The sequence below is a fragment of the Stenotrophomonas sp. Ker107b genome (assembly GCF_053847245.1).
The window spans coordinates 86,891-110,594 of record NZ_JBSPHX010000002.1; the positions used below are offsets into that span (position 1 = coordinate 86,891).

Consider the following 23,704-nt stretch of genomic DNA (forward strand, 5'->3'; position numbering starts at 1 on the left):
AACGTTCAAAAGTTGTGAATCGGCAACCGCCAGCCTGGGCCGGCGCTTTACGAATCTTTAGCGAATTCTTGGTTTTAGCCAGTGAATCCGGTCTGAACTTTTCCGCCTGCCTCCCCGCTTTGTTCATCTAAGTGAACATTGGCGGCTAAACCGGGGTCCTTGTCAAGCTGACAAGGTGACGCGGCTCACGCCGCGACACGCTCGGCCTGGGCACGGGTGACCGCCAACGCCTGCTCGATCAGGCTCCAGTCGGCACCGACCCGGTGCGAGCCTTCGCTCAGGATCTGGCGGAAGGCACGGCCGCCCGGCTGGCCATGGAACAGGCCCAGCAGGTGGCGGGTGATGTGCTTGAGCGCCAGCCCACGGGCCAGCTGCGCCTCGATATAGGGCTGCATGGCGCGCAGCAGCGCCTCGCGCGACTGCAGCGGGGCACCGGTCTGGGCGGCCTCCAGCTGATGCAGCACGTAGGGGTCGTGGTAGGCCGCACGGCCCAGCATCACCCCGTCCAGCGCCGGCAACTGGGCCTGCGCGGCCTCGACCGTGGCCAAGCCGCCGTTGAGGACGATCTGCAGCTGCGGACGGTCGGCCTTGAGCCGGTGCGCCCAGTCGTAGCGCAGCGGCGGCACTTCGCGGTTTTCCTTCGGCGAAAGGCCCTTCAGCCACGCGTTGCGGGCATGCACCACGAACATCGCGCTGCCGGCATTGGCCGATTGATCGACGAAGTTCAGGAAACTTTCGTAGTCGTTGTCGTCATCCACGCCCAAGCGGCACTTCACCGTGACCGGGATGTCCACCGCAGCGACCATCGCGCCCACGCACTCGGCCACCAAAGCTGGCTCGCGCATCAGGCAGGCGCCGAAGCGCCCGGCCTGGACGCGATCGGAGGGGCAACCACAGTTGAGATTGACCTCGTCGTAGCCCCATTCCTGCGCGATACGGGCGGCCTGGGCCAGCAGGGCCGGATCGCTGCCACCGAGCTGCAGGGCCAGCGGGTGCTCGCTGCCGTCGAAGCCGAGCAGGCGCTCACGGTCGCCGTGGATCACCGCGTTGGCGTGCACCATTTCGGTATACAGCCGCGCGCCCGGTGCCAGCAACCGGTGGAAGTACCGGCAATGGCGGTCCGTCCAGTCCATCATGGGGGCGACGGACAGGCGCAGGGAGGCGGCGTAACGCGCGGCGGCGTCGGTGGCGGGCTGGGTGGTCATCGGCTGCAGGCGCATCTGGATTCACTGGCATTGCCAGCGCAATCAATAGTTTACCCGCTTCCGATGAATGCTGCCCGAGGGCTATTGCGGCCGTCGGAGGTCTCGCGGAGTACCCGGCTGCAATGAGGGCAGTAGACAATGCATCTCTGCACGCCCTTCCCTGGCATCCATGCCCGCACTCCGCCTTCCCAGCTTCGACCCCACCACCGAACAAGGCGTCTTGCGCCTGTCGATCGCCGCCTCTTTGGCGATGGCCGCCGCGGCGGTGGCCTTTGGCCTGCTCGCCAACTCCTCGCTGATCATCTTCGACGGCATCTACGGCCTCATCGACGTGGTGATGACCTGGTTGTCGCTGCTGGTGGTGCGCCTGATCAGCCTGTCGACCCACGTGGATACCCTGCAGTCGCGCTTGAACCAGCGCTTCACCATGGGCTTCTGGCACCTGGAGCCGATCGTGCTCGGGGTCAGCGGCACGTTGATGATCGGTGCCGCCCTGTACGCAGCGGTCAATGCGGTGGATGCACTGATGTCCGGCGGGCGCGAGATCGCGCTCGGACCGGCGATCCTGTTCGCGGTGATCTCGATCGTGGCCGAAACCGGTCTGGCGCTGTTCGTGCGCCGCGCGAACCGAACGATCGGCTCGGACTTCATCGCGCTGGATGCGAAGAACTGGGTGGTCGCGGCGAGCATGTCAGCCGCCTATCTGGTCGCCTTCCTCGGCGGCTATGTATTGGGCGGCACGCATTGGGCGTGGCTGGTGCCCTACATCGATCCGGCGATCCTGCTGGTGGTCTGCCTGTTCGTGGTCGTCGCGCCGATGGGCACGGTACGACAGGCGCTGTCGGACATCCTGCTGATCACCCCGCTGGATCTGCAGACCCATGTGGACGAAGTCGCGCGCGACATCGTGGCCAGGCACGGTTTCCTGGAATACCGCAGCTACGTGGCCAAGGTCGGGCGCGGTGAGCAGATCGAATTGTTCTTCGTGGTGCGCGCCGATGATCCGCCGCGGGCGCTGATCGAATGGGATCGCCTGCGCGATGAGATCGGTGAGGCGCTGGGTGAGGAGTCGCCGGACCGGTGGCTGACGATCATGTTCACGACGGATCGGGAGTGGGCGATCTGAGCGCTGGCGACGCGCATCGCGTTATCGCTCGGTCGCCACGCTGCCCTGTTTCCACTGCCGCGGCGATTGCCCGGTCTGTGCCTTGAACGCGCGCGACAACGCGGCTTCGCTACCGTAGCCCACATCGATCGCGATGCGCTTGAGCGGATGGCCGCGGCGCAGTGCCTGCTGCACGAGGCGGGTACGCCAGCCCTGCAGATAGTGCCCGGGCGTGCTGCCGATGGTGTCGCGGAAGCTGTCGGCGAAGGCGCTGCGTGACATGCCGGCGCGCTGCGCGAGCAACTCCAGCGTCCACTCATCGGCGGGTGCTTCATGCATGGCCACCAGCGCGTGGCGCAGACGCGGATGGGCCATACCGGCGAGCAGGCCGACGCGGATCTGGCCGCTTTCCATCAGCGCGCGCAGGATCTGGATGAGCACCACTTCGAACAGGCGATCCAGCAGTGCCTGGCGGCCGCAGCGCTGCGCGAAGGCTTCTTCGAACAGCAGCGACAGCACCGGCTGGCCGCCGTACAAGCCCTCCAGCGGCAGGCAGACGATCGGCGGCAGCGCAGCGGCGACCGGGTTGTTGGGGCCGCCTTCGAACTGCAGGTTGGCGCAGGCGAAATCCGCGCCCCGCGTGGCATCGGTGACGAAGCGGTGCGCGAGCGGGCGCGGGTACAGCAGTACGCTGGGGGTGGTGATCTGCAGCGTGCTGCCGTCCGGGTGCTCGACGCGTACATCGCCGTCGCGGATCAGATGCAGTTGGCCGCGCTCACCGTCTGCTGGCAGATCGTTGATGCCGCACAGCGCGCCAGCGTGGAAGACCTCGGCGGACACCGCGAAACGGTCCAGCAGGGATTGCAGTCGGTCGACCATGGCGGACTCCAGATCAAGTTTTCTGGACGAAATGTTGCCACAAGTACGGAGCAGACGCGCAAAGTACACCTGCCATCTGGCCCACCCCTTTCACTCCGCAGGAGATTCCCATGTCCATTGCCAACGTTCTGTATACCGCCCAGGCCACTGCCAACGGCGGCCGCGACGGCCGCGCCGTCTCTTCCGACAACGTGCTGGACATCCAGCTCTCCACCCCGCGCGAGCTGGGCGGTGCGGGCGGCCCGGGCACCAACCCGGAGCAGCTGTTCGCCGCCGGCTACTCGGCCTGCTTCCTGGGCGCGCTGAAGTATGTGGCCGGCCAGGCCAAGGTCGCTCTGCCGGCTGAAACGCAGATCACCGGCAAGGTCGGCATCGGCCAGATCCCGACCGGCTTCGGCATCGAAGTGGCGCTGGAAATCTCGGTCCCGGGCCTGCCGCGCGAGCAGGTCGAAGACCTGGTGCAGAAGGCGCACATCGTGTGCCCGTACTCGAACGCGACCCGCGGCAACATCGACGTGACGCTGACGGTGGTCTGAAAAAAAAATGGGCGGCTGCCGGACTTGATCGTCTGGCAACCGCCCATCCCACCGCGGTGGATCCCGTGGGCGTACCTACGGGATGCGTCCTGAGTCTTACTTGTCGTGCGTGATCAGCTGCACCACGCTGGAGAAATCCAGCTTGCCGCGACCGGCCTGGTGATTCATCGAATACAGGTTGCGGGCCAGCTCGCCCAGCGGGATCGAGGCACCGACACTCATCGCTGCTTCCACCGCCAGGCCCATGTCCTTGAGCATCAAATCGCTGCCGAAACCGCCGCTGTAGCCGCGCGAGGCCGGGGCGTTTTCCAGCACGCCGGGCCACGGGTTGCACACTTCGGTGGCCCAGCTGCGGCCGGTGCTGACCGCCATCATCTGCGAGAGCACCTTCGGGTCCAGCCCGTGCGCGACGCCCAGCGCGATCGATTCACCGGTCACCGCCATGATCACGCCCAGCGCCATGTTGTTGCACAGCTTGGCCACCTGGCCGGCACCGCTGGCGCCGACATGGAAGATGTTCTTGCCCATCGCCTGCAGCAGCGGGCGCGCCCGCTCCAGTGCCTCTGCTTCGCCACCGACGATGAAGGTCAGCGTGCCGGCCTGTGCACCTGCGGTACCGCCGGACACCGGGGCATCCAGCATCTGCAGGCCACGCGCCGCGGCCGCTTCGGCGACCTTGCGGGCGGTGGCCGGGGCGATGGTGCTGCAATCGATGATCAGCGCGCCACCCGGGATATCTGCCAGCAGGCCATCATCACCGAGGTAGACGCCTTCCACGTGGCGGCTGGCCGGCAGCATCGAGATGACGATCTCGGCGTCGGTCAGGGTATCCAGCGCGGAGCTGGCGGCGGTGGCGCCGGCATCGACGGCGGCCTGCACGGCAGCCGGCACCAGATCGAACACGCGCACGGCGTGACCGGCTTTGGCCAGGTTGGCGGCCATCGGGCCACCCATGTTGCCCAACCCGATGAATGCAATACGGCTCATGCGTGGCTCCTTTCAGGGACGGTGGCACCGAGGTCGGCCAGCGGATGCGCGGCATCGGACCACGGCGAAACGAAGAAGGTGCGGGCCCACTCGGCCGTGGCGTCCGCCAGCGTGCGCGGCTGCCACTTCGGGGTGCGGTCCTTGTCGATCAGCAGCGCGCGGATGCCTTCGGCGAAATCGCCGTGGGCAGCCGCATGCAGTGCTGCGATGTACTCGATGCGGTAGACCTCGGCCAACGAGGCGCCCTCGGCCAGGCGCTGCAGCTCGAACGCGAGCCGCGCCGAGCCGGGCGCACCGGCGGCGAGCGTGGCCTGCGCGGTCTTCAACCAGGCGTCCTCGGTCTCCAGGGCAAGGATCGCCTCGACGATCGCGCCGACGTCGTCACCGGCGCACAGCGCATCCACGGTGGCGGCATTGCGCAGCAACGGGCCGGTGGCCGCATCGCTGGCGTGCTGCTGCAGCAGCGCGGTCAACTGTTCGTGGTTGCGCTTGGCCTCGCGGCTCCAGTGCACGTCCGCCAGCGCATTGAACACGCTCTCGCGCTGTGCCTCGGCGATGTGGATATCGGCCAGGCCGGCGTAGATCGCATCGCCTGCGTTGAGCGGCGCGCCGGTCAGGGCCAGGAACAGGCCGCCGTGGCCGGGCACGCGCGGCAGCAGCCAGCTGCCGCCCACGTCCGGGAACAGGCCGACGGTGATCTCCGGGAACGCCAGCTTGGAGCGCTCGCTGACCACGCGGTGGCTGGCGCCGGACATCAGGCCGATGCCACCGCCCATGACGATGCCATGGCCCCAGCACAGGATCGGCTTGGGATAGGTGTGGATCGCGTAGTCGACGCGGTACTCGACGTCGAAGAATTCAGCAGCGTAGGCGTTGTCGCGGATGTCGGTCTTCCCGCTCTCACGGTAGTCGACCATGCTGCGGTACAGGCTGTGCAGGTCGCCGCCGGCGCAGAAGGCTTTTTCGCCCGCGCCCTGCAGCACGACCAGCGCGATGCCGTCATCAACGGCCCAGGCCTCCAGCCGCTCGCGCAGCAGGTGCGCCATCGGCAGCGAGAACCCGTTGAGGGTGCGCGCGGCGTTGAGCGTGGCGATGCCGATGCGCGTGCCATTGGCGGCGGCGCGCTCCTCGAACAGCACCGGCGCCTCGTCGTTGGCGACGACCGTGCTCATGCGTTCTTCCACTGCGCGGCGCGCTTTTCCAGGAAGGCGTTCACGCCTTCGGCCTGGTCGGCGCTGTCGAACAGATCGACGAAGGCTTCGCGCTCGGCCACCAGCGCCGAGGCGTGGGTACCGGTGCGGGTGGCCTGCACCAGCGTCTTGCACGCGGCGATGCTGGTCGGGCTCTGCTTGCCGGCCTTGTGCGCCCATGCCAGGGCCAGCGCCTTGGCTTCGCCCTTGCCCACCTTTTCTTCGACCAGGCCGATACGCAGTGCGGTATCCGCATCGATGCGCTCGCCCAGCAGGATCATGCGCTTGGCCCAGCCTTCGCCGACCAGACGCGGCAGGTTCTGGGTGCCGCCGGCACACGGCAGCAGGCCGACGGTGGCCTCCGGCAGCGCCACCTGGGCGTGTTCTTCGATGATGCGCAGGTCGCACGCCAGCGCGCATTCCAGGCCGCCGCCCATCGCGTAGCCGTTGATCGCCGCGATGGACACGCCACGGAACCCGGACAGCGCTTCGAAGGCTTCACCGAAGCGACGTGCAGCTTCGCGTGCGGCGGCCTTGTCGCCGGAAGCGAACTGCTTGAGGTCGGCGCCGGCGGAGAAGAACTTCTCGCCATCGCCGGTGATCACCAGCGCGTAGATATCGCGGTCTGCATTGAGCGCGCCGACCAGATCGCGCAGCGCGGACAGGCTGTGCACGGTCCAGGTATGCGCCGGCGGGTTGTTGAGGGTGATGACCGCGACGTGGCCATCGGCCTCGACCTTCAGGCCCACATGATCATGCTGGCGCCACTCCATCATCGCAGTTCCTCTTCAGTGTTGAGCAGGTGGCGGGCCACGATCACACGCATGATCTCGTTGGTGCCCTCCAGGATCTGGTGCACGCGCGAATCGCGCAGCAGCCGTTCAATCGGGTATTCACGGATATAGCCGTAGCCGCCGTGAATCTGCAGCGCGTCGTTGCAGATGTTGAAACCGGCATCGGTGGCGAAGCGCTTGGCCATCGCGCACCACACATTCGCATCGCTGGCGCCCGCGTCGAGCTTGCGCGCGGCGGTGTGCACCATCTGCCGGGCGGCGACCAGCTGGGTGGCCATGTCGGCCAGTTTGAACTGCAGTGCCTGGAACTCGGACAGCGCCTTGCCGAACTGGCGGCGCTCGCCCATGTAGCGGCGGGCGGCATCCAGTGCGCCCTGGGCAGCGCCCAGCGAACAGGCGGCGATGTTGATGCGGCCCCCGTCCAGGCCCTTCATGGCCAGCTTGAAACCACTGCCTTCCTCGCCGAGCAGATGGCTGACCGGCACGCGCACGTTCTCGAACGTGATGCCACGGGTCGGCTGGCTGTTCCAGCCCATCTTCTCTTCCTTGCGGCCGTAGCTGATGCCCGGCAGGTCGGCCGGCACCGCGATCGCGCTGATGCCACCCGCGCCTGGACCCCCCGTACGCGCCATCACCACCAGCAGCTCGGTGGCACCGGCGCCGGAGATGAAGGCCTTGGAGCCGTTGAGTACGTAATCGTCGCCGTCACGCACCGCGCTGGTTTTCAGCGAGGCCGCGTCCGAGCCGGCACCCGGCTCGGTCAGGCAGTACGAGGCCAACTTGGTGCCGGACGAGAGCTCTGCACCCCACGCGGCACGCAGGCTCTGCTGGCCCCACTTGGCCACCATCCACGACGCCATGTTGTGGATGCTGACATAGGCCGCCGTGGACGGATCCACATTGGCGAGCTCCTCGATGACGACGGCGGCGTCCAGACGGCTCAAGCCGCTGCCACCGACCTCGGGGTCCATGTACAACCCACAGAACCCGAGTTCCCCTGCCTTGGCGATCGCCTCGCGCGGAAAGATGCCCTCCGCATCCCATTGCGCGGCGTGCGGCGCCAGTTCGGCCTGGGCGAAGTCACGCGCTGCCTCTCTATAGGCCTGCTGCGCTTCGTCGAGTTCCGTCGTCATCGAGTGGCTCATGGTCGAACTCCGTTGTTGCTGTTGCTTACTTCAGGCTGATGGTGGTGTTGACGCCATGACCCAGCGTCTCGTCATCGAACCAGCGTGAGGTGATCGTCTTGGTCTGGGTGTAGAACATCACCACCTGCTTGCCATACGGGCCCAGGTCGCCGAGCTTGGAGGCGCGCGAACCGGTGAACGAGAACAGCGGCACCGGCACCGGGATCGGCACGTTGATGCCGACCTGGCCGACGTCGATGTCTTCCTGGAACTTGCGGGCGGCCGCACCGGACTGGGTGAACAGCGCGGTACCGTTGCCGTTCGGGTTGGCGTTGATCAGTGCGATGGCGTCTTCCAGCGTGTCCGCTTCCAGGATCACCAGCACCGGCCCGAAGATTTCTTCGTCGTACACGCGCATGCCCGGCTTGACGCCGGCGAAGATGGTCGGGCCAACGAAGTTGCCCTTCTCGAAGCCATCGACCTGCGGGTTGCGGCCGTCAAGCACCAGCTTGGCGCCCTGCTCCACGCCCGAGGCGATCAGGCCTTCGACACGCTCACGCGCGGCGCAGGAGATCACCGGGCCGACATCGGTACCGGCGACACTGCCACCGCTGACCTTCAGCGTCTTGGCCTTGGCCACCAGGTCCGGCACCCACTCGCGCGCTTCGCCGACCAGCACCAGGGTGGAGGCGGCCATGCAGCGCTGGCCGGCCGCACCGAAGGCGGCACCAACCATCGCGTTGAGGCTCTGTTCCTTGTTGGCGTCCGGCAGCACCACGGCGTGGTTCTTGGCGCCCATCATGCACTGCACGCGCTTGCCGGCCAGCGAGGCGCGGTTGTACACATGGGTGCCGACGCGGGTGGAACCAACGAAGGAAACCGCCTTGATATCCGGGTGGTCGCAGATCGCGTTGACCACCTCTTCGCCACCGTGCACGACGTTGAGCACGCCCTTGGGGATACCCGCTTCCAGCGCCAGTTCGACCAGGCGCATGGTGACCATCGGGTCCTGCTCGGACGGCTTGAGGATGAAGGTGTTGCCGGTGGCGATGGCCATCGGGAACATCCACAGCGGAATCATCGCCGGGAAGTTGAACGGGGTGATGCCCGCGCACACGCCGAGCGGCTGCAGCAGGGTGTAGGTGTCCACGCCGTTGGCCACGTTGTTGGCCAGCTCACCGAGCTGCAGGTTGCCGATCGCCGCGGCGTGCTCAACCACTTCCAGGCCACGGAACACATCACCCTCGGCATCCGGCACGGTCTTGCCCTGCTCGGCGCTGAGGATGTGCGCCAGCTCGCTCATGTTCTCGCGGATCAGCTGCTGGTACTTCAGGAAGATGCGCGCGCGGGTGCCGATCGGGGTCTTGCGCCAGGTCTTGAAGGCTTCCTTGGCCGAGGCGACGGCCGCGTCGACTTCACCGGGGGTGGCAAACGGAACCTGGGCCAGGACGTCCTGGGTGGCCGGATTGACCACGTTCTGCCACTGCGAGCTGGCCGATTCGATGAACTGGCCATCGATCAACATACGGATACGGGGCGCTGCAACAGTCATGGACAATCCCGGCGGGTCGAAAGTTGTTTGCATTATTCACAGTGCCACCCTCGATTTCCGGCCTGTATGCGCTTAATCTGGCCAATGCCCGCTACGATTTTTGTGAATTCTGTGAATAGCCAACCCGTCCAACGCCAGATCGGCCTGCGCCTGCTCAAGCTGCGCGAGCAGCGCGGCTACAGCCAGCTGGCGCTGGCCAAGGCGCTCGGGCTGTCGGCCAGCTACCTGAACCAGATCGAGCGCAACAAGCGGCCGCTGACCCCGGCGGTGCAGGGCAAGCTGCGCGACGTACTGGGCAACGTCAGCGAGCTGTTCGAGGTCGATGACCCCGGCGCGCTGCAGGAATCGCTGGGCGAGACCCTGCGCGACCTGGGCCTGGCCGATGTCAGCAGCACCGAACTGCGCGCGATGGCCGGCAACCTGCCGCAGATCAGCCGCGCCCTGCTCGACCTGCACCGCCGCCACCTGATGCTGCGCGAGCATGCCGCCGCGCTGGAGTTCCAGCTGGGCGATGTGCATGCCGGGCAGGCGCTGCCCGCGGGCGACCAGGTCCGCGATTTCTTCAACCGCATGCACAACCACATCCCCGAGCTGGACGACCTGGCCGAGCAGTTGTTCGGCGAATGGGGGCTGGTGGCCGGGCATGTGGCGCCGCGACTGCGCCAGCTGCTGGCCGACCGCCACGGCGTGCTGGTGGAAGTGGGGCCGCTGCAGGCCGGGCGCGAGAAGCGCGTCTACGACGGCGGCAGCCGCACCTTGTGGCTGCCCGACTACCTGGAGCCGGGCCAGCAGGCGTTCCAGATGGCGGCCGAGCTGGCCCTGCTCGGGTATGCGGCGCAGATCGATGCGGTGATCGCACGCGCGGGGTTTGGCGAGGCAGAGCAGATCGCGCAGGCGCGGATCGGCATGTCCAACTACTTCGCCGGTGCGCTGGTGATGCCGTATGCGCAGTTCCTGCGCGCGGCCGAGCACAGCGCGTACGACATCGATGCGCTCGCCCACCGCTTCGGCGTGGGCTTCGAAGCGGTCTGCCATCGCTTGAGCACGCTGGCGCGACGCAGCGCGCCCGGCCTGCCGTTCTTCTTCATCCGGGTGGACCGCGCCGGCAATGTCTCCAAACGGCATTCGGCCACCGATTTCCACTTCTCACAAGTGGGTGGCTCGTGCCCATTGTGGATCGTGTACGAAGCCTTCAACCAACCCGGGCGCGTACTGACCCAGACCGCGCGGATGCCTGACGGACGCCGCCACTTCTGGCTGGCGCGGCAGGTGAGCAGCGGCCCGATCGGGCACGGGCAGCCGCGCAAAACGTTCGCGGTGGCGCTGGGCTGCGATCTGCAGCACGCCGAGCGGTTGATCTACACGCGCGGGCTGGATATCCAGAGCCCGGGCAACTCGGTCTCGATCGGCCCGGGCTGCCGGGTGTGCCCGCGCGAGGACTGCATGCAGCGCGCGTTCCCGCAGCTGCCGGGGCGGGGCTGATGCGGACCGGTGGCGGTTGGTCTAGTAGATCGGCGTCACCTTCATCTGCGGCAGCGGGCGCGGCGCGCCGTCGGTGAGGTCCGGCCCGAGGTCTTCCCAGGTCTGGCCCTGCTCGACCATGTGCCGCCACAACTGCTGCGATTCGCGGCGTTTGTCTTCCGAGCCCAAGCGGTAGGACGGCGGCACCGGCGTGCCGGTGGCCACACTTTGATACGCCGCTTCGTATGCCGCCACGCGTTGTGCGGGGTCATCGGTACGCGCCACATCCAGCGTGTAACGCTGGTAGGCCGAGGCCAGATTGCGCCAGCGGATCCAGTAGTGGTTGGCGAAGGAGAAATCGCAGAAGCGCTCCCCGGCGATGCTGCCCTTGTCAGCGATGCGGCTGAGCACGGCCTGTGGCATGTCCAGGTTCATGCCGCCTTCGTCGCCCTCCAGCGCGACATGCACGATGCGGTCGCGGTAGCCCGGCGCACGGGCCTGCAGCACATCGCGCCAGTTCTGCATGGTCGACACGATCGAGAACAGAAAGCCGGACATCTCCGCGGCGGCCAGCGGCCGCGCGATGGACTGGTAGGTGCGCTGCCAGCCATGCCGGTTCTCGGTCGGCAGGAACACCGCCTGCTCCGCACGCGCATGCGCGTTCGTCTCACCCTCCGGCACGGCACTGATCGCCTCGGCGGCCTGCGCGTAAACCAGATTGATGCCGAACGTGGGCCAGCGCGGCAGCGCGGCATCGAACAGGTGGATCGGGAAGTTGCTGCTGATCCCGCCATCGGAGAACCAGCACACACGGAAGGCGGTGATCACCGGACCACAGCTCTGACCCCCGCTGGTCAGCCCTTCCATGCTGTCAGCCACGTTGGTGTTGTCGCGCGGTGGCTCGGCATCCGCCACGGGCTCGCAGCGACGTTCGCGACGGGCCGGCTCGTGCAGCGGCACCGCGCTGATCAGCAGGGGGAAGCTCAGGCTCATGCGCGTGGCGACCAGTACTGGCAGTTCCTCGCCATCGACCAGACGGTAGTAATCGCGCCCATCGACCCGCTCTGGTGCGCCGGCCCGTGCAACCAGCCACGCGACCACGCTGGCCGGGAACAGCTGCGCGAACTCCTCGCGCAGGAACCAGAAGTGCGCCGCGTTGAACGGGAGCGTGCGCGGCTCGCTGTGCGACACGCAGGTGGTGATCATCTGCAGCGTGATCGCATGCGCACCGCTTGGTTCGCCCGGATAGCGTGGCGCCGTGTGCAGATCGCCGAAGGTCAATGGCTGGTCATGCGGCTTGCCGGCCAAGGCCTGCAGCTGGGTGTGCAGCCAATCCGTCAACGCCGGCGCGGAGGCATTCGGCTGGGTGCTGCCGTTGCACAGGCCGAGCAGGTTACGCCGTGCCACCCTGGCCACGCGCAACGCCGAGGCCAGTACACCGGCGCCGTAGGCGCACAGCAGCGAGGGCAGCAACGTCGCCCAGATGCCGTCGATGCCACCGGCCAGATAGCCGATGCCCAGCAGGCCGGCCAGCGACACCAGCACCTCCAGCGGCGCGATCGCGAATACCGCGGCAAGCAGACAGGCGACCTTGCGCAGCAGGCCGGCCTTGCCGGTCAACATCACCAGCAGGCGGTACGCGGTACGCGCGCCATACGCCGGTTGGAACAGGCTGTGGATGAAACCCTGTCGGGACAGCTGCGCCGAGACCTCGGCCAGCCCCGGAAAACCCACCGCCGCCGTTGCCGGCTCCCCGGCCTGGCGGCGCCGATCGCCCAGCGCGGCCGCCGCTGCCACGGCGGCGGCAATGGCGCCGGCCGAGGTGCCGCCGATGCTCTTGAAGCGGTACTCACGGGCCAGCGACAGCACCGCGTTGGGATACACGATGCCGCTGGTGATGCCGCCCTTCATGACCAGATCGCAGTACTTGTCCGCCACGTTGCCGTCCTCTGTCCGCCCGTGCGTGGCCGATCCACGCACCCTCCCCAGCGGTACCCGCCACGAGGCAGGCACCGGGGAGATCGATAGCGACAGTATCGCCTGCGCGCTTCTCAGGGCCTGAGAAGCGCGGCACGGAACGGCTTATTCGGCGTTGCCGGACTGCGGCACGCGCCGCACCTGGGAGAGGTCGTAACCGAGCGCGGCGATGCGGGTCATCGCGGCCTGGTAATCCGCATCGGAGATGGTCGGGGTACGCGCCATCAGCCACATGTAGTCGCGCTTGCTGCGGCCCACGATGGTCTGCTTGTAGTCCGGGTCCAGATCCACGATCACGTACTCGGCCTGGATCGGCCAGATGAACTGCATGCCCCAGATCGCGCCGCCGGTGCCTTCCTTGACCGTACCGACCGGGTGCATGGTCTTGATCGGTGCCTGGAAGCTGCCCTTGCGATAACGGAAGGTGGTCTGGATGCGGCCGTCCGGACGCAGTGCGTAGGACTCCACCGCATCGAACGCTTCACGTTCGGGCCGGCTGGGGATATGGGCGATCACATACCAGTCGCCCATGAAGCGCGGCACGTCCACATGCGCCACGGGCGGGATCGGACGGGTGTTGCCGCTGCAGCCGCCGAGCATCATGCCGACAACCAGCAGGGGAACGAGAGCACGGATGGACATGACGGCTTCCTCCAGGAACGTGGGGTGATCACGGACGGTTGAACAGGTAGTGGGCCACCTGCCACTGCTGGCCCTGCTGGTAGCCGAACAACTCTGCGCAGGCCATCCAGAACATGCGCCAGCGCTGATGCCACAGCGCGGCCGAGGCGTCGCCATAGGTCTGCCGCAGCACCGCCATCACGGCCTCTTTCTCACGGTCCTGGTTGGCCAGCCAGTGGTTGGCGGTGCGCTCGTAGTGGGTGCCATCCAACAGCCAGCGCTGCTGCAGCTGCAGATGCTGCTGGAAGAACAGCAGGGTATCGGCCGCCGGCATCAGGCCACCGGTGAAGAAGTGGCGGCCCATCCAGTTGTCGTCGCCCTCGGTCTCGAACGGGTACATCAGCGTGCGGTGCACGAAGATGTGCACGAACAGCTTGCCTTCGGGCCGCAGCCACGAATGGATGCGCTGCAGCAGCTGCGGGTAGTTGCGCATGTGTTCGAACATCTCGATCGAGACACAGCGATCAAAGGTCTCGGCATCGAGCGTCAGGTGATTCACATCACGGGTCAGCACGGTGACGTTGATCAGGCCACGTGCACGACACTGGCCCAGGATGTACTCGCGCTGGCTGTTGGAGTTGGAGACGGCGGTGATCTGCGCGTTCGGGTAGCGCTCGGCCATCCACAGCGTCAGCGACCCCCAACCGCAGCCCAGCTCCAGAATGTGCTGCCCATCGGCCAGCTGTGCACGCTCACCGTACAGCGCGAGCATCGCCTCTTCGGCCTCGTCCAGGGTTTCAGTGCCGGTGGCGTAGTAGCAGCTGCTGTACTTCAGGCGCTTGCCGAGGCAGCGGTGGAAGAATTCGGCCGGGACTTCATAGTGCTGGCGATTGGCTGCATCCACGTGCAGCGCGACCGCGCTGCTGGCCAGCCCGGCGATGCGCGCGGCAAAGCGCTGCGACTGGACCTGCTGGCCACCGGCAAGCTCTTCGCGCAGGCGCTGCTCGCACTGGCGGCGGATGCCCAGCCGCAACAGCGCATCGGGAAGTACCCCGCGCTCGGCCAGGCCGGTCAGGCCCGGTGCGTAGTCCGGCAGCGGAAGACGGTCACTGGCGACATTCATGGTGAAGATTCCTTGCGGGCAGACGACGAACGGGAGGGGAACCACGGAAACAGCATCGGCGTGGTGCGTTGGTACTCGCGGTAATCCTCACCGCGCGAGCGCAGCGCCTGCGCCTCGGTGAAGGGAATGCCGCTGACCCAGCGCAGGAACACATACATCACCAGCGGGCCGGCCCACGCCAGCCACCACAACGGCGACTGCGCGGCCAGCAGCACATAGGTGAACCAGTGCAGCCATTCGAAGAAATAGTTGGGATGCCGCGAGTAGCGCCACAACCCGTCGCGGCAGGTCTTGCCCTTGTTGGCCGGATCGGCGCGGAAGCGCGCCAGCTGACGATCCGCCAGCGATTCGCCGCCCACGCTCAGCAGCCACATCGCCACGGCCGCGATCACCCAACCCCAGCCATGTGCTTCCGGATTCACCGACACCGCCACGAAGGGCAACGCGAACAGCACGATCAACAGCGCCTGGAACTGGAAGAAGCCGAAGATCTTTCCCTGGTGGCTGTTCCAATGCTTGCGCAGATGCTGGTAGCGACCATCCTCGGGCTCGCTGCGCACGCGGTGCCACAGGTGCAGCGCCAGGCGTGAACCCCACAGACCGCCCAGCACCGCCAGCGCGATCCTCGGCATCGCCGCGCCATCGCCGAGCAGTGCCAGCAACAGGGCGGAGGCGCCCACACCCTTGGCCCAGAGCGCATCGACCACGCCGATGTTCTGGTGCCGGCGCTGCCACCACCACCCCCAGGTCATGATCACGGCGGCGTACAGCCACACCACCCACAGCATCTTCATCGCGTGTCTCCTGGAGCAAGTGTGGCGAGGGGTACCGCACGGGTCTGCCAATGACGGGCGCACGCCGCAAGTACCGGCAATGCGATCGCCCAACCCAGGCCGAGCAGCAGCACGCCGTGCCACTGCGGTGCGGCGAACACCACCGACGACCAGCCGCGCGCGGCGGACAGATACGCCAGCGGGGCCAGCAGCAGGCCAACCAGCGCTGCCGCAACCAGATGCCGCTGCAGCACCGCGAATGACACCGTGAGCGTCATCGCGAACGCGGCCCACAGCGCGAGGATCCAGACCGGGGCCAGCCACGCCGGATCATTGCCGGCCGCGTACGTCACCCAACCGGAGGCGCCGGCCAGCCCGTCTACGACCAACCCGCAGGCGATCGCCACCAGCATCAATCTGATCTCCACTGACGGCTGCGCGGACCAGACCAACTGAGTGCCCACGTAGACCGCCGCCGCCAACAGCGCGGGCCAGCGCAGCCCATGGCCGGCCCCGATCACGGCACACAGCCAGACCAGCTGGTTGCCGATCACGTTGGCCCAGAAACGTGGCACCTCAGCCCTCCCCCGCAATCAATGCGGGCCGGTAGCCCGGACGCGCCATCAGCAGGTGCGAGACACCGATGGAGCGCTCCAGGAAGCCACCTTCGCAGTACGCCAGGTAGAACTCCCACATGCGGATGAAGCCCGCATCGAAGCCCTGTGCACGCACCGCCGGGAGCTGGGCCAGGAAGCGCTGTCGCCACGCGCGCAGCGTCAGTGCATAAGACGGGCCGAAGTCGTGCTGGCCGATCAGCTGCAGATCGCTGCTGCGGGTCTTGGCGGCGACGATGGCGTTGATCGAGGGGATGAAGCTGCCGGGGAACACGAAGCGCTTGATGTAATCGACGCTCCGCCGCGCCTGCTCGTAACGCTGGTCTTCGATGGTGATGGCCTGCAGCAGCGCCAGACCGTCATCCTTGAGCAGGCGGGTCAGCGTGGCGAAGTAGGTGTCCAGGTACTGCGCGCCGATCGCCTCGATCATCTCGATGGACACCAGCTTGTCGAACTGGCCCTCCAGATCGCGGTAATCCTTGAGCAGCAGGGTGACCTTGTCCTGCAGCCCGGCCGCCTCGACCCGCTGCCTGGCCAGCGTGTACTGCTCCACCGAGATGGTGGTGGTCGTGACGTGGCAGCCGATATGGCGCGCCGCGTACAGCGCAAAGCCGCCCCAGCCGGTGCCGATCTCGACCACGCGATCGGCCGCGGTCAGCTGCAGCTGCTCGCAGATGCGGGCCAGCTTGCGCTCGGACGCGACCTCCAGCGTGTCTTCCGGGCTGGCATACAGCGCCGAGGAGTACATCAGGTCCGGCGACAAGAACAGCGAGAAGAACGGATTGCCAAGGTCATAGTGCGCGGCGATGTTGCGGCGGCTGCCTTCGCGCGTGTTGCGGCGCAGCCGGTTCCAGCCTTTCAGCAGCCAGCCGCCAATGCGCGCCGGGCCGCCCTCCATGCCATCGAGCAGATCGCGGTTGCGCACCAGCAGCTGCACCAGCGCGACCAGGTCATCGCAGCGCCAGTCGCCGCGGATGTAGGCCTCGCCCGCACCCACGCTGCCCTGCGCGGCCACCGCGCGGTAGAAACCGGGATCGTCCACCCATACCGTCACCTGTGGCGTGGCCTTCGGATCGCCGATCACCACATCGCCCACGGCATCGCGCAGCCGCAGATGCCCGCCGCGCAGCGGTGCCAGCTGCGCCAGCAGGCGCCCGCGCAGGAACCCTTCAAGGGCGGACGGTTGCGGCACGGCCACCGCACGGGTCATGTCGTTCATGGGGATTTTCCGGCAAGAGATGGATGGTCGTGAACGGGGTTGCGCTTGAGCCACAGGCGCAGCGCCTGCCAGTGGATCGCGGCAACGACCTTGAGGGTCATCAGCGGGTAACGCAGCAGCACGCCGGCCAGGCCACGACCGGTGAGCGGATGGCGCTGCATCACCAGATCGGCATCGAACTGGCACACGCCCTCGCGCCACACCTGCATGTGAACGTGCAGGTCATCGCCCGGCGCGGTGAAGCGCCAGCGGTACTCGCAGTCCATCTGCATGAAGGGAGAAACGTGGAACTGCTTGTCGAAGGACCAGCACAGTGCGCGGCCTTGGGCATCGGCCTGCGCCACCGGCAGCACGTAGGCGTGGCGCTCCTTCCAGGGCGTGTTGGTGATCTCCGCCACGATGCTGTCCAGCGTGGTGCCATCGGCGGCGTAGCAGTAATAGAAGCTCACCGGATTGAAAACATGCCCGGCATAACGCAGATGCGTGAGCAGGCGGATCGGCCCGGCGGGCGCGCGGCCCAATGCCTCGGTGATGCGTGCGCGCACGGCATCGGCCAGCGGCTGATCGGGCTTACCGAGATAGTCGCTGCGGCGGAACTCGACCACGTTGCGACGGCCCACCGACCACAGCCAGCGACGCTCGAACAGACGCGGCAGTTCGTCCAGGTCCAGCAGCAGCTGCGCGATCGGATAGCCGAACGCATGCGCATGCGGCGCGTGCCGGCGATGGCGCATCCAGCCACGGTAGATCGCACTGGCGGTCATGCCGGCAGTGCCTCGGCCAGCGGCCAGTAAGACTCTGCATCCAGCGCCTGCAGCGCATCGACCACGCGGCGGGCACTGCGGATGCCATCTTCGTGGAAGCCCCAGCCCCAATACGCACCCGCGAACCAGGTACGGCGATGGCCCTGGATCTCGGCCCAGCGCTGCTGCGCCCGCACCATCGCGTGGTCATGTACGGGGTGGGCGTACTGCAGGCGGCGCAGCACGGTGGCCGGATCGACCGCCTCGCTGCGGTTGAGCGTGACCACCAAGGGCGTCGGCGTGTCGATGCCCTGCAGCAGGTTCATGCAGTAGCTGACCGTGCACGGTGCGAGCGGGTCGCGCGGTACATGCGCATTCCAGGCCGCCCACGCCTTGCGGTCACGCGGCAGCAGGCTGGCGTCGGTATGCAGCACGACCTCGTTGGGCTGGTAGCGGATCGCGCCCAGCACCGCGCGCTCGGTGAGATCGGCATCGGACAGCAACGCCAGTGCCTGGTCGCTGTGACAGGCCAGCACCAGCTGGTCGAAGCCTTCCAGGCCGGCAGCGCTGTGTACGCGCACGCCATGCTCATGCCGCTCCACGCCGAACACAGGACACTCCAAGCGCTCGCGCACTTGCCAGCGGCTGCGCAGTGCATCGACGTACCTGGCCGAACCGCCCTGCACCACCCGCCACGGCGCGCGCCCGGTCATCTGCAGCATCTGGTGATTGGCCATGAACTGCACGAGATAGCGCGCCGGGAAGGCGGCCAGACTGGCCGTCGGCGACGACCACAGCGCCGAGGCCATCGGCAGCAGGTGTTCGTCGATGAAGGTACGGCCGTAACGGCCCTGTGCGAGGAACTCGCCCAGCGACGGGCCCTCGTCGTCGCGCTCCAGCAGCGCAGGCGCCTCGCGGTAGAACCGGCGCAGATCCCGCAGCATCCCCCAGAAGCGCGGCGAGAGCAGATTACGACGCTGGCAGAACAACGTGTCCAGCGAGGTCGCGTTGTACTCCAGCCCGCTGCGCTCGCTGTGCACCGAAAAGCTCATCGTGGTCGGCTGTGACGCCACCCCCAGCTCGTCGAACAGGCCGGTCAGCAATGGGTAGTGGGCGGGGTTGAACACGATGAAGCCGGTGTCCACCGCCTGCGTGCGGCCATCGACCTCCACCTCATGCGTATGGGTGTGACCCCCGAGGTAGTCATTGGCCTCGAACAGCGTCACTTCATGCTGCTGGCTCAGCCACCACGCACTGGAGAGGCCGGCGATACCCGATCCGATCACGGCGATACGCATGTCAGTGCTCCGCCTTGGCCAGCACCCAGGCCGGCACAGGTTTGAGATCACGCACCAGCCCGAGCGCGGCCATCGCACGCAGGCCATACCAGGTGACATCCACTTCCCACCAGTAGAAGCCCTGACGCGCGGTGCCCGGGAAGAAGTGGTGGTTGTTGTGCCACCCTTCGCCGAAGGTCAGCAGGGCGAGCCACAGGTTGTTGCGGCTGTCGTCACCGGTGTTGAAACGCTGGCGGCCGAAGCGGTGCGCCAGCGAGTTGATCGTCACCGTGGCGTGGAACAGCACCACGGTGGAAATGAAGAAGCCCCACACCAGCATCTGCCCACCGCTGGTGCCCCAGGACGGCGCAATACGTTCCAGCAGTGCACCCAGGCCGAACAGTGCCGCGGCCAGCGCGATCGGGACCAGCGTGTCGAAGCGATCCAGCCAGCGCAGTTCGGGGTACTTGGCGAGATCGGGAATGCGTGACCAATCCGTGCGGAAGCCTTCCACCGTCAGGAACCAGCCCATGTGGCTCCACCAGAAGCCATGCACGGAGGGCGAATGTGGATCGGCGGCGGTATCGGTATGACGATGGTGATTGCGATGATGCGCCGCCCACCACAACGGGCCGCGCTGCACGCTGGAAGCGCCGATCAGCGCGAAGATGAACTGCACGGCCCGCGACGTCTGGAACGTGCGGTGGGAGAAGTAGCGGTGGTAGAAGGCCGTGATCGCAAACATGCGCACCGCGTACAGCGCGACCGCCACGCCGACCGCGACCCACGACACACCCACCCAGATGACCGCCAGGCAGGCCAGGTGCATCGCCGCGAACGGGATGGCCCGCACCCAGTCCACACGCTGCGGCTGGCCGGTCACGGCAGCCGCATCGGTGCGGGTGTCGAACCAGCGCAGCAGCGTCGCCCAGCGACGTGGCTGTGCGGTGCGTCCTGCGTCCGGGGTGGGGCTGTCCGACATGACTCGCTTCTCCTGAGGCGTTAACAGGAGATACGACAGGGCATGACGTTTGGATGCACGGATCCGGAAAAAAACCGCGACTCCGTGCGATTACAGGTTGGCGATGTCGCCCTTGGCGATGATCGGGCCGGTCGGAATGCCTTGCGGCGCACCGGTCGACGGTTCCAGCGTGATCGCCAGCACCGAGCCGTTCACAAGCGCATCACGCAGCGTGTCGGGTACGGCCACGGTATGCGCGCGGTCGATGGAGACCAGGCCCAGCGAACGCGGTGCGCCGCCGGCCGGGATCAACCACAGCTCGGGGGCACGGCCGGACGCATCGGCCGCGGCCGGGACGGGCACCATCAGCACCTTGCCCTGGGCCTTGTCGACGGACGCCAGCCAGCCCGGCGTGCCATCGTCGTGCAACAGCGGCGTGACCGGCTTGGTGGCCTGCTCCGGCTCGGCCGGTGTCGTCGGCGCGGTCGGCGTGACCGCCACGGGCGTAGGCGAAGGCGCGGTCGGCTCCAGATCGCGGCGGCTGAACACCGCCACCAGGGCCAGCGCGGCGGCCAGCGCGGTCATGCCCTGCCAGAAACCGGTGCGCTGCCAGACCCGTGGCGAGGGGGCCGTTGCTGCTGGCCAGCCCAGCGAGGTGCGGATGCGCGGCCACAGATGCGCGGGCACCGCTTCGGTACCCAGCGACTCGAGCAGGGGCGCAAGGCGATTCTCCCACTGGGTGACCAATCGCGCGAAGCCGGCATCGCTGGCGATGCGGCGTTCAACCTCGGCACGCTGGGCGGCATCCAGTACGCCCAGCACGTATTCCCCGGCCAGGATGTCGGCGCTCGGCGGCTCGCCGTCGTCGTGCAGATCGTGGAGGTCGCGAACGTTCATCGTTCCAGGCACACCCGCAGTTGACCCAGCCCGCGGCGGATCCAGCTCTTCACCGAGCCCAGCGGCGAACCGATGCGGCGCGCGAGTTCTTCATAGCTGGCGCCATCGAGGAAGGCCAGCCGGATCAGGGAGCGACGGCGCGGTTCCAACGTTTCCAGGCACGCCTGCAGGCGCTCGTGGTCGGAGGCCTGCTCGGCGGCAACGGCAGGCTGTGGCGCGAGATCGGGAATCTCCTCCGCCACCGACAGATCATCCAGCGCGCGCGGCGGCGCGGCCCGCAAGCGGTCGATCGAGCGGTTGCGCGCCATCATCGACAGCCACGTCATGGCCGCCGCCTTGGCGCGGTCGAACTGCGCCGCCTTGTTCCAGACCGTGATGAAGACGTCCTGCAGCACCTCTTCGGCATCGCCGCGGTCGCGCAGCACATGCAGGCAGATCGCGAACAGGCGTCCCGAAGACAATTGGTAGACCGATTCGAACGCCTGGCGATCACCGCCGGCGACGCGGACGAGCAGCTCGTCCAGACGGTGTGATGCGGCAGCGGCGGCGTCCAGCTCGGGCATTGCAGGCTCAATGTCGATAACGGGCGTATCGGCATCCTCCTTGCTCCCGCCGCTGTCTGCAAGGGGGCGCTCAGGCACCGCATGTCTTCACCAGCGGCTGCGTACGCGCGGCGGACAACTCGGCCGCAGGCGTGGCAACGGGAGCCGCCGGAAACTCGACCCGCACCTGCGGGTACTTGCCCTTCTCATCGCGGACGTTGCCGGTGCCGGTGAACTGCAGCAGCCGCTGGTCCGCGGTGGCATAGACCAGGGTGACCGGGGGCACCGCGAAACCGAACCACGCATCGAGCTTCATCTGCAGCTGCTCGGCCGGTTGACCCTGCCAGGTCACCGCACCCGTGCGCTGCAGCTTCAGCGGTACCAGGCGCTGACGGCTGGGCAGCAGGAACTGGAACGCCACGCTCTGCCCCGCCTGCAACGCCGCCCAATGGCTGCGCACCGCCGCGTCGAAACCGGCATCCACCACCGCGCCCGGCGGAACCGCGATCGCGCGGCTGAACGTCGGTGCCTGCGCGCTGGCGCGGACCGATACCTGGCGGGTGGCGGCACCGCCGCGCACACCTTCCTGATAGCCGTCGCGGCCATCGTCCAGGGTGAAATCCGGCGTCTGCGGATTTCCCTGCGGGGTCATCCACTTGCGCGCGAAGGGACGCCCATCGCTGCAGCGATAGAGCACCAACCGCGACTGTGCGCTTGCCGGCCCCTGCAGCCAATGGGTCTCGCGGTAGAGCAGGCGCCCATTTGCGGTGGCATACGCGCGGCCTTCCTGGCGCTGCACGGTCTGCGCGGCGGCACTCACGGGGGCGGCGATCACCGACAGCAGCAGGATCAGGCAGGACAAGGGCTGGCGCATGGGAGTCCAAACGGGCGGGCTTGCAGGGAGATACGCAGTTGGCAGTGGTTTGGATGCAGCGCGGAGGAGATCGGGCGCCATCGGCAGTGACGACTGGAGGCTGGACTCGCATCGAACGAACGTATTGGCACTCCTGTTCCGGTAAAGGAACAGTAGCGGGACCCAATCATTTTGATGATAACGTTTGACGATAGTATCGCCTCACGTTACTATTCTCACTGCAGGAAGCCTCGTGCCGATTCTGTCTTTCCGATGCATGGCGACGCGACGCTTTTTCTCAGGTGCGAAGGTCAAACGGCTGGAACGCATCGGCACTGTCGCCATGCGGAAGCTGGCGATGTTGAATGCTGCGGATTCTCTGGCTGACCTGCGCATTCCACCCGCAAATCGGCTTGAGGCACTGCGTGGAGATCGCGCAGGTCAGTGGAGCATTCGCATCAACGATCAGTTCCGTGTCTGTTTTACCTGGACGGATGCTGGCGCCTGCAATGTTGAAATCTGCGACTACCATTGAGAGGTCCCGCTATGCGCGCCATCCCCTACCCTCATCCGGGTGAAATCCTCCAAGAGGAATTCCTCGTGCCTTTCGGCTTGAGCCAGTACAAGCTCGCAAAGGGAATCGGTGTGGCGCAGACCCGCATTGGTGAGATCGTGGCCGGCCGTCGCAGCATCAGTGCGGACACCGCACTTCGTCTGTCCCGCTTCTTCGGCACGACCGACGTGTTCTGGCTGAATCTCCAGGTCGCCCACGATGTGGCCGCTGCCAAAGACGCATTGACGGACGTACTTGCCGCCATCGAGCCGCATCACCGCGCGGCCTGACGGCACGTAACAGACACAGCCATTCACAGTACGGGCGTGGAGCTGCTCCTCGCCACTTGACCATCGCTCGCCTTCGGCCTACCTTGTGCTCGCCGAAGGTATCCATCGCTTCATGCAGATGAAGGGATGGATTTAAACGGGAATCCGGTGAAGGCGCCTCGCGCGCCCATTCCGGAGCTGCCCCGCAGCGGTGAATGGAAACGACTCCTGCCAACAGCACTGGGCCTTCGCGCCTGGGAAGCGGCAGGTACTAGGTGGGCGCCCGCGCCCGTGTCCATCAGCCCGAATACCGGCCCCGGCCGGAGGACATGACCGTCCTCCGATTCGACCTGGAACGTCCGCGGGGAGGTTGCCGGGGCCTGCCGCCATGTCGCCTGCATGGCGCTGCCCCCGTGCGTCCGCTTCACGGCATCCGGTTCGCCCGCGGG

Annotated in this window: 24 protein-coding genes and 1 riboswitch; of the genes, 5 read left to right on the forward strand and 19 right to left on the reverse strand. The window is 67.1% G+C overall.

Going from position 1 to position 23,704, the window contains the following annotated elements:
- Positions 1-185 precede the first annotated feature (185 nt).
- Entirely contained in the window at positions 186-1,220 is a 1,035-nt protein-coding gene (gene dusA / locus ACWV8V_RS10415) for a tRNA dihydrouridine(20/20a) synthase DusA (protein WP_455899684.1), read from the reverse strand.
- 154 nt (positions 1,221-1,374) lie between these two features.
- On the opposite strand from dusA, the gene ACWV8V_RS10420 reads away from it, so the two are divergent.
- Positions 1,375-2,331, forward strand: a complete 957-nt coding sequence (locus ACWV8V_RS10420; RefSeq protein ID WP_455899685.1) for a cation diffusion facilitator family transporter — start codon at positions 1,375-1,377, stop codon at positions 2,329-2,331.
- A 21-nt stretch (positions 2,332-2,352) separates the two neighbouring features.
- Here the strand turns inward: ACWV8V_RS10420 and ACWV8V_RS10425 are convergent, their stop codons facing one another.
- A complete protein-coding gene (locus ACWV8V_RS10425; protein ID WP_455899686.1) occupies positions 2,353-3,189 on the reverse strand; it encodes a cupin domain-containing protein in 837 nt (278 codons plus the stop codon).
- A 110-nt stretch (positions 3,190-3,299) separates the two neighbouring features.
- On the opposite strand from ACWV8V_RS10425, the gene ACWV8V_RS10430 reads away from it, so the two are divergent.
- On the forward strand, positions 3,300-3,725 hold the full coding sequence (locus ACWV8V_RS10430; RefSeq protein ID WP_346469083.1) for an organic hydroperoxide resistance protein: 426 nt from the start codon (positions 3,300-3,302) through the stop codon (positions 3,723-3,725).
- 96 nt (positions 3,726-3,821) lie between these two features.
- Here ACWV8V_RS10430 and mmsB read toward each other — a convergent pair whose 3' ends face one another.
- Genes mmsB through ACWV8V_RS10455 form a run of 5 tightly spaced genes read right to left on the reverse strand, consistent with a single transcriptional unit; the run spans position 3,822 to position 9,372 of the window.
- Complete coding sequence (gene mmsB, locus ACWV8V_RS10435) at positions 3,822-4,712, reverse strand: 3-hydroxyisobutyrate dehydrogenase (protein ID WP_259260513.1); 891 nt, start codon at positions 4,710-4,712, stop codon at positions 3,822-3,824.
- Entirely contained in the window at positions 4,709-5,884 is a 1,176-nt protein-coding gene (locus ACWV8V_RS10440; protein ID WP_455899687.1) for an enoyl-CoA hydratase/isomerase family protein, read from the reverse strand. The genes mmsB and ACWV8V_RS10440 overlap by 4 nt, the downstream gene beginning before the upstream one ends.
- Positions 5,881-6,678 (reverse strand): enoyl-CoA hydratase, encoded by a 798-nt coding sequence (locus ACWV8V_RS10445; RefSeq protein ID WP_088432482.1) that lies wholly within the window; start codon positions 6,676-6,678, stop codon positions 5,881-5,883. The genes ACWV8V_RS10440 and ACWV8V_RS10445 overlap by 4 nt, the downstream gene beginning before the upstream one ends.
- Positions 6,675-7,841 (reverse strand): acyl-CoA dehydrogenase family protein, encoded by a 1,167-nt coding sequence (locus tag ACWV8V_RS10450; RefSeq protein WP_455899688.1) that lies wholly within the window; start codon positions 7,839-7,841, stop codon positions 6,675-6,677. Before ACWV8V_RS10450 ends, ACWV8V_RS10445 begins: the two co-directional genes overlap by 4 nt.
- Positions 7,842-7,866: 25 nt before the next feature.
- Positions 7,867-9,372 carry a CoA-acylating methylmalonate-semialdehyde dehydrogenase gene (locus tag ACWV8V_RS10455; protein WP_455899689.1) on the reverse strand — a complete coding sequence of 502 codons (1,506 nt, stop codon included), beginning with the start codon at positions 9,370-9,372 and terminating at the stop codon, positions 7,867-7,869.
- Between the two features lie 84 nt (positions 9,373-9,456).
- Between ACWV8V_RS10455 and ACWV8V_RS10460 the strand changes: the two genes are divergently transcribed.
- Positions 9,457-10,854, forward strand: coding sequence for a helix-turn-helix domain-containing protein (locus ACWV8V_RS10460; RefSeq protein ID WP_455899690.1), 1,398 nt, complete (start codon positions 9,457-9,459; stop codon positions 10,852-10,854).
- A gap of 21 nt (positions 10,855-10,875) precedes the next feature.
- On the opposite strand, the gene ACWV8V_RS10465 is transcribed toward ACWV8V_RS10460, so the two are convergent.
- The 12 genes from ACWV8V_RS10465 to ACWV8V_RS10520 form a co-directional block, all read right to left on the reverse strand.
- Complete coding sequence (locus ACWV8V_RS10465) at positions 10,876-12,771, reverse strand: RpoH suppressor (protein WP_455899691.1); 1,896 nt, start codon at positions 12,769-12,771, stop codon at positions 10,876-10,878.
- A gap of 144 nt (positions 12,772-12,915) precedes the next feature.
- Positions 12,916-13,452 carry a lipocalin family protein gene (locus ACWV8V_RS10470; protein WP_259260518.1) on the reverse strand — a complete coding sequence of 179 codons (537 nt, stop codon included), beginning with the start codon at positions 13,450-13,452 and terminating at the stop codon, positions 12,916-12,918.
- Positions 13,453-13,480: 28 nt separating this feature from the next.
- Entirely contained in the window at positions 13,481-14,554 is a 1,074-nt protein-coding gene (locus ACWV8V_RS10475; RefSeq protein WP_455899692.1) for a class I SAM-dependent methyltransferase, read from the reverse strand.
- A complete protein-coding gene (locus ACWV8V_RS10480; protein WP_455899693.1) occupies positions 14,551-15,348 on the reverse strand; it encodes a DUF1295 domain-containing protein in 798 nt (265 codons plus the stop codon). The genes ACWV8V_RS10475 and ACWV8V_RS10480 overlap by 4 nt, the downstream gene beginning before the upstream one ends.
- Entirely contained in the window at positions 15,345-15,902 is a 558-nt protein-coding gene (locus ACWV8V_RS10485; protein WP_455899694.1) for a DUF2878 domain-containing protein, read from the reverse strand. Before ACWV8V_RS10485 ends, ACWV8V_RS10480 begins: the two co-directional genes overlap by 4 nt.
- Before the next feature lies 1 nt (position 15,903).
- Positions 15,904-17,160 (reverse strand): class I SAM-dependent methyltransferase, encoded by a 1,257-nt coding sequence (locus ACWV8V_RS10490; protein WP_455899695.1) that lies wholly within the window; start codon positions 17,158-17,160, stop codon positions 15,904-15,906.
- Positions 17,157-17,924, reverse strand: coding sequence for a DUF1365 domain-containing protein (locus ACWV8V_RS10495; protein WP_455899696.1), 768 nt, complete (start codon positions 17,922-17,924; stop codon positions 17,157-17,159). The genes ACWV8V_RS10490 and ACWV8V_RS10495 overlap by 4 nt, the downstream gene beginning before the upstream one ends.
- A complete protein-coding gene (locus ACWV8V_RS10500; protein WP_259260524.1) occupies positions 17,921-19,201 on the reverse strand; it encodes an NAD(P)/FAD-dependent oxidoreductase in 1,281 nt (426 codons plus the stop codon). The genes ACWV8V_RS10495 and ACWV8V_RS10500 overlap by 4 nt, the downstream gene beginning before the upstream one ends.
- Position 19,202: 1 nt before the next feature.
- Positions 19,203-20,162: an acyl-CoA desaturase gene (locus ACWV8V_RS10505; RefSeq protein ID WP_121044295.1), complete on the reverse strand. Its 960-nt coding sequence runs from the start codon at positions 20,160-20,162 to the stop codon at positions 19,203-19,205.
- A gap of 90 nt (positions 20,163-20,252) precedes the next feature.
- Positions 20,253-21,038 (reverse strand): anti-sigma factor, encoded by a 786-nt coding sequence (locus ACWV8V_RS10510; RefSeq protein WP_259260526.1) that lies wholly within the window; start codon positions 21,036-21,038, stop codon positions 20,253-20,255.
- The gene (locus ACWV8V_RS10515) at positions 21,035-21,601 is read right to left on the reverse strand and encodes a sigma-70 family RNA polymerase sigma factor (protein ID WP_259260527.1); all 567 of its coding nucleotides are present in this window, start codon (positions 21,599-21,601) and stop codon (positions 21,035-21,037) included. Before ACWV8V_RS10515 ends, ACWV8V_RS10510 begins: the two co-directional genes overlap by 4 nt.
- Positions 21,602-21,671: 70 nt before the next feature.
- Positions 21,672-22,454 carry a hypothetical protein gene (locus ACWV8V_RS10520; protein ID WP_455899697.1) on the reverse strand — a complete coding sequence of 261 codons (783 nt, stop codon included), beginning with the start codon at positions 22,452-22,454 and terminating at the stop codon, positions 21,672-21,674.
- Between the two features lie 232 nt (positions 22,455-22,686).
- Here ACWV8V_RS10520 and ACWV8V_RS10525 point away from each other — a divergent pair, with 232 nt between their 5' ends.
- Positions 22,687-22,968, forward strand: a complete 282-nt coding sequence (locus tag ACWV8V_RS10525) for a type II toxin-antitoxin system RelE/ParE family toxin (protein WP_455899698.1) — start codon at positions 22,687-22,689, stop codon at positions 22,966-22,968.
- Between the two features lie 11 nt (positions 22,969-22,979).
- Complete coding sequence (locus tag ACWV8V_RS10530; RefSeq protein ID WP_259260529.1) at positions 22,980-23,276, forward strand: HigA family addiction module antitoxin; 297 nt, start codon at positions 22,980-22,982, stop codon at positions 23,274-23,276.
- 78 nt (positions 23,277-23,354) lie between these two features.
- Positions 23,355-23,588: riboswitch (cobalamin riboswitch) on the forward strand.
- Positions 23,589-23,704 lie beyond the last annotated feature (116 nt).

Coding starts and splice junctions, on each gene's coding strand:
- dusA (WP_455899684.1), bottom strand. CDS start 1,220: ATGCGCCTGCAGCCGATGACCACCCAGCCCGCCACCGACGCCGCCGCG.
- ACWV8V_RS10420 (WP_455899685.1), top strand. CDS start 1,375: ATGCCCGCACTCCGCCTTCCCAGCTTCGACCCCACCACCGAACAAGGC.
- ACWV8V_RS10425 (WP_455899686.1), bottom strand. CDS start 3,189: ATGGTCGACCGACTGCAATCCCTGCTGGACCGTTTCGCGGTGTCCGCC.
- ACWV8V_RS10430 (WP_346469083.1), top strand. CDS start 3,300: ATGTCCATTGCCAACGTTCTGTATACCGCCCAGGCCACTGCCAACGGC.
- mmsB (WP_259260513.1), bottom strand. CDS start 4,712: ATGAGCCGTATTGCATTCATCGGGTTGGGCAACATGGGTGGCCCGATG.
- ACWV8V_RS10440 (WP_455899687.1), bottom strand. CDS start 5,884: ATGAGCACGGTCGTCGCCAACGACGAGGCGCCGGTGCTGTTCGAGGAG.
- ACWV8V_RS10445 (WP_088432482.1), bottom strand. CDS start 6,678: ATGATGGAGTGGCGCCAGCATGATCATGTGGGCCTGAAGGTCGAGGCC.
- ACWV8V_RS10450 (WP_455899688.1), bottom strand. CDS start 7,841: ATGAGCCACTCGATGACGACGGAACTCGACGAAGCGCAGCAGGCCTAT.
- ACWV8V_RS10455 (WP_455899689.1), bottom strand. CDS start 9,372: ATGACTGTTGCAGCGCCCCGTATCCGTATGTTGATCGATGGCCAGTTC.
- ACWV8V_RS10460 (WP_455899690.1), top strand. CDS start 9,457: ATGCCCGCTACGATTTTTGTGAATTCTGTGAATAGCCAACCCGTCCAA.
- ACWV8V_RS10470 (WP_259260518.1), bottom strand. CDS start 13,452: ATGTCCATCCGTGCTCTCGTTCCCCTGCTGGTTGTCGGCATGATGCTC.
- ACWV8V_RS10475 (WP_455899692.1), bottom strand. CDS start 14,554: ATGAATGTCGCCAGTGACCGTCTTCCGCTGCCGGACTACGCACCGGGC.
- ACWV8V_RS10480 (WP_455899693.1), bottom strand. CDS start 15,348: ATGAAGATGCTGTGGGTGGTGTGGCTGTACGCCGCCGTGATCATGACC.
- ACWV8V_RS10490 (WP_455899695.1), bottom strand. CDS start 17,160: ATGAACGACATGACCCGTGCGGTGGCCGTGCCGCAACCGTCCGCCCTT.
- ACWV8V_RS10495 (WP_455899696.1), bottom strand. CDS start 17,924: ATGACCGCCAGTGCGATCTACCGTGGCTGGATGCGCCATCGCCGGCAC.
- ACWV8V_RS10500 (WP_259260524.1), bottom strand. CDS start 19,201: ATGCGTATCGCCGTGATCGGATCGGGTATCGCCGGCCTCTCCAGTGCG.
- ACWV8V_RS10505 (WP_121044295.1), bottom strand. CDS start 20,162: ATGTCGGACAGCCCCACCCCGGACGCAGGACGCACCGCACAGCCACGT.
- ACWV8V_RS10510 (WP_259260526.1), bottom strand. CDS start 21,038: ATGAACGTTCGCGACCTCCACGATCTGCACGACGACGGCGAGCCGCCG.
- ACWV8V_RS10515 (WP_259260527.1), bottom strand. CDS start 21,601: ATGCCCGAGCTGGACGCCGCCGCTGCCGCATCACACCGTCTGGACGAG.
- ACWV8V_RS10520 (WP_455899697.1), bottom strand. CDS start 22,454: ATGCGCCAGCCCTTGTCCTGCCTGATCCTGCTGCTGTCGGTGATCGCC.
- ACWV8V_RS10530 (WP_259260529.1), top strand. CDS start 22,980: ATGCGCGCCATCCCCTACCCTCATCCGGGTGAAATCCTCCAAGAGGAA.